The organism is Burkholderia sp. Ac-20384, assembly GCF_017104605.1.
Taxonomy (GTDB): domain Bacteria; phylum Pseudomonadota; class Gammaproteobacteria; order Burkholderiales; family Burkholderiaceae; genus Burkholderia; species Burkholderia lata.
Genome location: NZ_JAAGPE010000415.1, coordinates 1 through 6,568 on the forward strand (window position 1 = coordinate 1; position 6,568 = coordinate 6,568).

Annotated in this window: 8 protein-coding genes; 6 read left to right on the forward strand and 2 right to left on the reverse strand. The window is 69.7% G+C overall.

What is annotated here, in order from left to right:
- Positions 1–25 precede the first annotated feature (25 nt).
- Positions 26–307 carry a DUF4148 domain-containing protein gene (locus tag G3O00_RS38640; RefSeq protein WP_011351574.1) on the reverse strand — a complete coding sequence of 94 codons (282 nt, stop codon included), beginning with the start codon at positions 305–307 and terminating at the stop codon, positions 26–28.
- Positions 308–488: 181 nt separating this feature from the next.
- A complete protein-coding gene (locus G3O00_RS38645) occupies positions 489–1,337 on the reverse strand; it encodes a LysR substrate-binding domain-containing protein (RefSeq protein WP_011351575.1) in 849 nt (282 codons plus the stop codon).
- A 328-nt stretch (positions 1,338–1,665) separates the two neighbouring features.
- On the opposite strand from G3O00_RS38645, the gene madL reads away from it, so the two are divergent.
- The 6 genes from madL to mdcE form a co-directional block, all read left to right on the forward strand.
- Positions 1,666–2,061, forward strand: a complete 396-nt coding sequence (gene madL / locus G3O00_RS38650) for a malonate transporter subunit MadL (RefSeq protein WP_034186756.1) — start codon at positions 1,666–1,668, stop codon at positions 2,059–2,061.
- A gap of 11 nt (positions 2,062–2,072) precedes the next feature.
- A complete protein-coding gene (gene madM, locus G3O00_RS38655) occupies positions 2,073–2,840 on the forward strand; it encodes a malonate transporter subunit MadM (protein WP_011351577.1) in 768 nt (255 codons plus the stop codon).
- Between the two features lie 134 nt (positions 2,841–2,974).
- Positions 2,975–4,621: a malonate decarboxylase subunit alpha gene (gene mdcA / locus G3O00_RS38660; RefSeq protein WP_011351578.1), complete on the forward strand. Its 1,647-nt coding sequence runs from the start codon at positions 2,975–2,977 to the stop codon at positions 4,619–4,621.
- 10 nt (positions 4,622–4,631) lie between these two features.
- Positions 4,632–4,946: a malonate decarboxylase acyl carrier protein gene (gene mdcC, locus G3O00_RS38665; RefSeq protein WP_027787896.1), complete on the forward strand. Its 315-nt coding sequence runs from the start codon at positions 4,632–4,634 to the stop codon at positions 4,944–4,946.
- Positions 4,943–5,884: a biotin-independent malonate decarboxylase subunit beta gene (locus G3O00_RS38670; protein ID WP_206146146.1), complete on the forward strand. Its 942-nt coding sequence runs from the start codon at positions 4,943–4,945 to the stop codon at positions 5,882–5,884. Before mdcC ends, G3O00_RS38670 begins: the two co-directional genes overlap by 4 nt.
- Positions 5,871–6,568 (forward strand): biotin-independent malonate decarboxylase subunit gamma (gene mdcE / locus G3O00_RS38675; protein ID WP_206146147.1); only part of this gene is annotated, 698 nt, incomplete at its 3' end. The genes G3O00_RS38670 and mdcE, both read left to right, overlap by 14 nt.

The window sequence follows — 6,568 nt, forward strand, 5'->3', positions numbered from 1 at the left end:
GGCGTCGCGTCCGGGCCGCCGCCGGCTACTGCTGCGCGGCGGTTTGCGCTGCCTGCGGCGTCTGCGCGAGCCAGGCGGGGCTCGCGGCCTGCACGAGTTCGCGGTTGCGTGCGCGGGTCGCGGCGTTCGGCGGATAGTTGCCGTCGTTCGTCGGCAGTTGGCCGTCGAGATAGGCCTGCTTGAGTTGCGCGATGACTTCCGCACGGGTCAGCCCCTGCGCGGGCGCCGCGGTATCGGACGTCTGGGCAAAGGCGGGGGACAGCAGGGCGGCGGCGGCGGTCGCAACGGCGAATCGCATGACATTCATGGCGTGCTCCGATCAAGGGGACGGGACACCGGATGCGCGGCGGCGGCTGGCCGTGCGTTCCGATGGGTCCCATTGTCGCGAGCGGGTGCTGCGTGGACGATGACGCGTTCCGGGCAAAGCTGTCAGTTGCGGGCGCGGGCACCGGGCTCAGTCCCCCATGTGTGTGCCGTGCCCGGTGCGGTTACAACTCCGACGCTGCCGTAATCAGCGTGGCTTCGAGTGCAAGCGTCGAACGCGATGCGGCCGCCGGCCGGTCGATCACGTATTCGAGTTCGCCGAGTTCGGGCAGCCCGGCCTCGAGCCGCGCGAGTCCGGCCGGGATCACGTAGCCGGCGAACGCGCTGACGCCGAGCCCCGCGCTTGCGGCGGCACGCAACACCGCGACGCTGCTGCTCACGACCGCGATCCGGTACGGCCGTCCGACGGCTTCGAGCGATTCGAGCACGCGGCGGCGCGACACACTCGGCTCCGGATGCATCGCGAGCGGCAGCACGGTCTCGTGGCCGGTGATCCGCGAATCGGGGCCCGTGCACCAGTACAGCGGCTCGCTGCGGATCACGCGGCCGCGCCGGCTGCCGGCGATGCGCTTCGCGAACACGAGATCGTGCCGCCCTTCGTCGAGCGCGTCGAACAGGTCGCCCGACAGCCCGGTCGAGATCGCGAGCTCGACTTCCGGATTGCGCTGCACGAAGCTCGCGAGCGCGGCAGTCAGGTGCGCCGACGCGAAATCCTCCGACATCGCGAGCCGCACCTTGCCCGACAGCGGCGGCCCGCACACCGACGTGACGGCTTCGTCCATCAGCTCGAGGATGCGCACCGCGTAGCGGAACAGCGCGTCGCCGTGCTGCGACAGATGCACGTTGCGCGTGTCGCGCTCGAACAGCGGCCGGTCGAGCAGCTCCTCGAGGCGGCGGATATGCTGGCTGACGGTCGACTGCGACAGGCTCACGCGCTCGGACGCGGCGGTGAAGCTGCCGGACTGGGCGACGGCGACGAAGCTGCGCAGCAGCTCGGGCGGTAACGGACGCATTGCTAAATCCACTGAATCGGTTTCGACAACTTCATAAATGGCCGGATTTTGCGGCGCTAGTATCGGATCACGCCCCGGTGCGGCCCGCAACGGGGCTTACCGGACGCGTAGCCCGCGTCGTGCCGGCGGCTGCTTCGTTCAGTCTAAGGCATCCGGCGTCCGGCCCGAAACCGCATCATCCCATCGACCGCCCGAGAACGTGCCCGCATGACGGGCCGCCGGGCCGCGGCGCACCGCCGCAGGAGACAGGCCCGGCACGGAATCGGCGGGCAAGGTTCGGCTCCTGCTGGCGGCAATGCGCCCGTCACGAAGAGACTGGAGACGACTCATGATCATCTACGGAACCGCGCTGCTGGCGTTCTGCCACCTGGCCGGACTGTTCCTCGGCGACCTGCTCGGCAGCGCGATCGGCGTGAAGACCAACGTCGGCGGCGTCGGTATCGCGATGCTGCTGCTGATCTGCCTGCGCCTGTGGCTGCACCGCCGCGGCTGGCTGCCGAAGGAGACCGAGGCCGGCGTCGGTTTCTGGGGTGCGATGTACATCCCCGTCGTGGTCGCGATGGCCGCGAACCAGAACGTCGTCGCCGCGCTGAAGGGCGGCCCCGTCGCGCTGCTGGCCGCCGTCGGCGCGGTCGCGATCTGCGCATGCTGCATCGCGGTACTCGTGCGCACCGGGCGTGACGACACGGCCTTCGCGGGCGTGCCGCAATTCGAAGAACAGTGACGGAGGCCGCCATGCTGCAGATGCTCGAAAAAACCGTCGCCCACAACGGGCTCGTCGCGTCGTTCGCGCTGGTCGGCCTGATCATGTGGCTGTCGTCGATCGCGTCGCGCAAGCTCACGTTCGGCCGCGTGCACGGCTCCGCGATCGCGATCGTGATCGGCCTCGCGCTGGCTTACGTCGGCGGCGCATTCACCGGCGGCGAGAAGGGGATCGCCGACGTGCCGCTGTTCGCGGGCGTCGGCCTGATGGGCGGCGCGATGCTGCGCGATTTCGCGATCGTCGCGACCGCGTTCGAAGTGCAGCCGACCGAGGCGCGCAAGGCCGGGCTCGTCGGCGTCGTGTCGCTGCTGCTCGGCACCGTGCTGCCGTTCATCGTCGGTGCGTGCATCGCGCGTGCGTTCGGCTATACCGACGCGGTCAGCATGACGACCATCGGCGCGGGCGCCGTCACGTACATCGTCGGCCCGGTCACGGGCGCGGCGATCGGCGCAAGCTCCGACGTGATCGCGCTCAGCATTGCGACCGGGCTCGTCAAGGCGATCATCGTGATGGTCGGCACGCCGGTCGCAGCCAACTTCATGGGCCTGAAGACGCCGCGTTCCGCGATGATCTTCGGCGGCCTGGCCGGCACCGTCAGCGGCGTGAGCGCGGGGCTCGCCGCGACCGACCGCCGGCTCGTCCCGTACGGTGCGCTCGTCGCGACGTTCCATACGGGCGTCGGCTGCCTGCTCGGCCCGTCGGTGCTGTTCTTCACGACGCGCGCGCTGGTCGGCGCATAGGCCCGGACGATGGGCGGCCCGTGCGCGGGCCGCATCCATCGCCGCGTCCTCTGAGTCGCATTCGTCAACATCATCAATCGGCGGCGGCGCCAGGCTTAGAATGCCGCTGAACCATCGAAGCGGGAGAACTGTTCATGACGGGATGGAATCACGCGCGGCAGGCGCGCGATGCACGGCTCGCGGCCGGCGCGGTTTACGCGCAGGGCAAGCGGGTCGATGCGCGCGACACCGTGGCGTTGCTCGAAGCGGTGCTGCGGCCCGGCGACCGCGTCTGCCTCGAAGGCGACAACCAGAAGCAGGCCGACCTGCTCGCGACGGCGCTCGCCGACGTCGACAGCGCGAAGATCCACGACCTGCACATGGTGCAGTCGGGCGTCGTGCTGCCCGAGCATCTCGACGTGTTCGAGCGCGGCATCGCGAAGCGTCTCGACTTCGCGTATTCGGGCCCGCAGTCGCAGCGGATCGCGAAACTGCTGTTCGGCGGCAAGATCGCGCTCGGCGCGGTGCACACCTATCTGGAACTGTTCGCACGCTACTTCATCGACCTCACGCCGCAGGTCGCGCTGATCGCGGCGGTCAGCGCCGATCGCGACGGCAACCTGTACACCGGCCCGAACACCGAAGATACGCCCACCGTCGTCGAGGCCACCGCGTTCAAGGACGGCGTCGTGATCGCGCAGGTCGACCGTATCGTCGACAAGGTGCCGCGCGTCGACATCCCGGGCGACCGCGTGCATTTCGTCGTCGAGGCCGGCCGGCCGTTCTACGTCGAGCCGCTGTTCACGCGCGATCCGGCCGCGATCACCGAAACGCAGATCCTCACCGCGATGCTCGCGATCAAGGGCATCTACGAGCCGTACGGCATCAAGCGCCTGAACCACGGGATCGGCTTCAACACGGCCGCGATCGAGCTGCTGCTGCCGACCTACGGCGAGAAGCTCGGGCTGAAGGGCAAGGTCTGCTCGCACTGGGCGCTCAATCCGCACCCGACGCTGATTCCCGCGATCGAGTCGGGCTGGGTCGAGCAGATTCATTGCTTCGGCTCGGAAGTCGGGATGGACGACTACATCCGCGCGCGTTCCGACATCTGGTTCACCGGCCCCGACGGGTCGCTGCGCTCGAACCGCGCGTTCTGCCAGACGGCCGGCCTCTATGCGTGCGACATGTTCATCGGCTCGACGCTGCAGATCGACCTGTCCGGCCATTCGTCGACGGTCACGGCCGAGCGCATCGCCGGTTTCGGCGGCGCGCCGAACATGGGCAGCGACGCGCGCGGCCGGCGCCATCCGAGCGAGCCGTGGCTGAAGGCCGGCGCGGAAGCCGACCCCGACACGCCGGCGGCGCTCAGGCGCGGCCGCAAGCTGGTCGTGCAGATCGGCGAGACGTTCGGCGACAAGAACGTGCCGATGTTCGTCGAGAAGCTCGATGCGCTGAAGCTCGCCGACAAGCTGCAGCTCGACCTCGCGCCGATCATGGTCTACGGCGACGACGTCACGCACATCGTCACCGAGGAAGGGATCGCGAACCTCTTGATGTGCCGCGACAAGGACGAACGCGAGCACGCGATCCGCGGCGTCGCCGGCTATACCGAGATCGGCCGCGGCCGCGACCGGAAGATGGTCGAGCGGCTGCGCGAGCGCGGCGTGATCCGCCGCCCGGAGGATCTCGGCATCGATCCGCTCGACGCCGATCGCCGCTGGCTCGCCGCGCGTTCGATCAAGGATCTCGTGCACTGGTCGGGCGGGCTCTATGCGCCGCCGGCCCGGTTCCGCAACTGGTGAGGAAGAGGGCATGGAACAGTTGAACTATCGCTTCACCGCGCGCGAACGCGCGAAGGGCGAGCAGGCCGCGGCGCTCGTCGGCGTGGTGGCATCCGGCAATCTCGAAGTGCTCGTCGAGCGCGTGCTGCCGGGCAACGAATGCGAGATCGACATCCGCACGGCGGCGGTCGGCTTCGGCGCGGTGTGGCAGGCCGTCGTCACGGATTTCGTCGAGCGGCGTACGCCGGGTGGTTTGAAGCTGTCGATCAACGACGGCGGCGCGCGGCCCGACATGGTGTCGCTGCGGCTCGCGCAGGCGGTGCGCGCGATCGAGGGGGACGCATGATGAGCGACGCGAACGTGATCCACGACGCACCGGCGTTCGTCGCGAACGCCGCGAGCTGGTACGAAGCGTCGGCGCGGCAGCGCATCGACGGGCTGCTCGACGCCGGCAGTTTCAGCGAATTCCTCGGTCCGGCCGAGCGCGTGACGAGCCCGCACCTGCCGCTGTTCGACCTGCCGCAGCAGTTCGACGACGGGATGGTGGTCGGCCACGGCCGGCTCGACGGCCAGCCGGTGTTCGTCGCCGCGCAAGAGGGCCGCTTCATGGGCGGCGCGTTCGGCGAAGTGCACGGCGCGAAGCTCACCGGGCTGCTGCGCGCCGCGCGCGAAACCGGCAAGCCGGTGCTGATCCTGTTCGATACGGGTGGCGTGCGGCTGCAGGAAGCGAACGCGGGCGAACTCGCGATTGCCGAAATCATGCGTGCGCTCGTCGAAGCGCGCTCGGCCGGCGTGCCGGTGATCGGGCTGATCGGCGGGCGCGCGGGCTGCTATGGCGGCGGCGGGTTGCTCGCCGCGTGCTGCTCGGCGCTCGCGGTATCGGAGCAGGGCCGCATCAGCGTGTCCGGCCCCGAAGTGATCGAGACCAATCGCGGCGTCGAGGAATTCGATGCGAAGGACCGCGCGCTGATCTGGCGCACGATGGGCGGCAAGCACCGGCGGCTGATCGGCGGTGCGGATCGCTACGTGGCCGACACGCCCGATGCGTTCCGTGCGGTGGCGCTCGAGCTGATCGGCCGTGCGCCGACGTTCGATGCGGCGATGCTGCGCGCGGAACAGGCGCGTCTCGAAGCGCGCGTCGAACGGTTCGGCGCATGCGTGGATGCGCTCGACGTGTGGCGTGCGCTCGGTGCGAGCGCACCGGAAGCGATCCCGGGGATGCCCGACGATGCGTTCGTCACGCTCGCCGACCAATTGCAGGAGAGCCCGCATGACGCTCGATGAAGTATTGAATTCGCTGTTCCCGCAAGGCCATTCGATCGTCCGTGACGGCGGCCTGCTGACCGGCCACGCGGAACTGGCCGGCACGCGCGTCGACGTGATCGGCGTCGCCGACCGTTTGCCGTTCGGCATCGACGAGGCGCTGACGCTCGCGGCGCGCGTGCTCGACACGATCGCGCGCGGCGGCGACACGCCGATCCTCGTGCTGGTCGACAGCGATAGCCAGCGGATGAGCAAGCGCGACGAACTGCTCGGCCTGAACGAAGGGCTGTCGCATCTCGCGAAGTGCCTGATGCACGCGGATCTGGCCGGGCATCGGACGATCGGCGTGCTGTACGGCCACACGGCCGCGGGCGCGTTCATCGCGACTGCGCTCGCAACCCGCACGCTGCTCGCGGTGCCAGGCGCCGAGCCGGAGGTGATGGACCTGCCGTCGATGTCGCGCGTGACCAAGCTGCCGATCGACGTGCTGAAGGAGATGTCGCGTTCGACGCCGGTGTTCGCGCCGGGGCTCGACAACCTCGTGAAGATGGGCGCTGTCGACGAGGTGCTCGATCCGGCCCGCGCGCTCGACGCGCAGGTCGGCGAATGGCTCGGCAAGCCGGCCGATCGCGTCGACCGTCGCGCGTCACGCGGCCGGCCGGTTGCCGCCGATGTCGCCCGGCGCGTCGAGGCACTCGCGCGTGC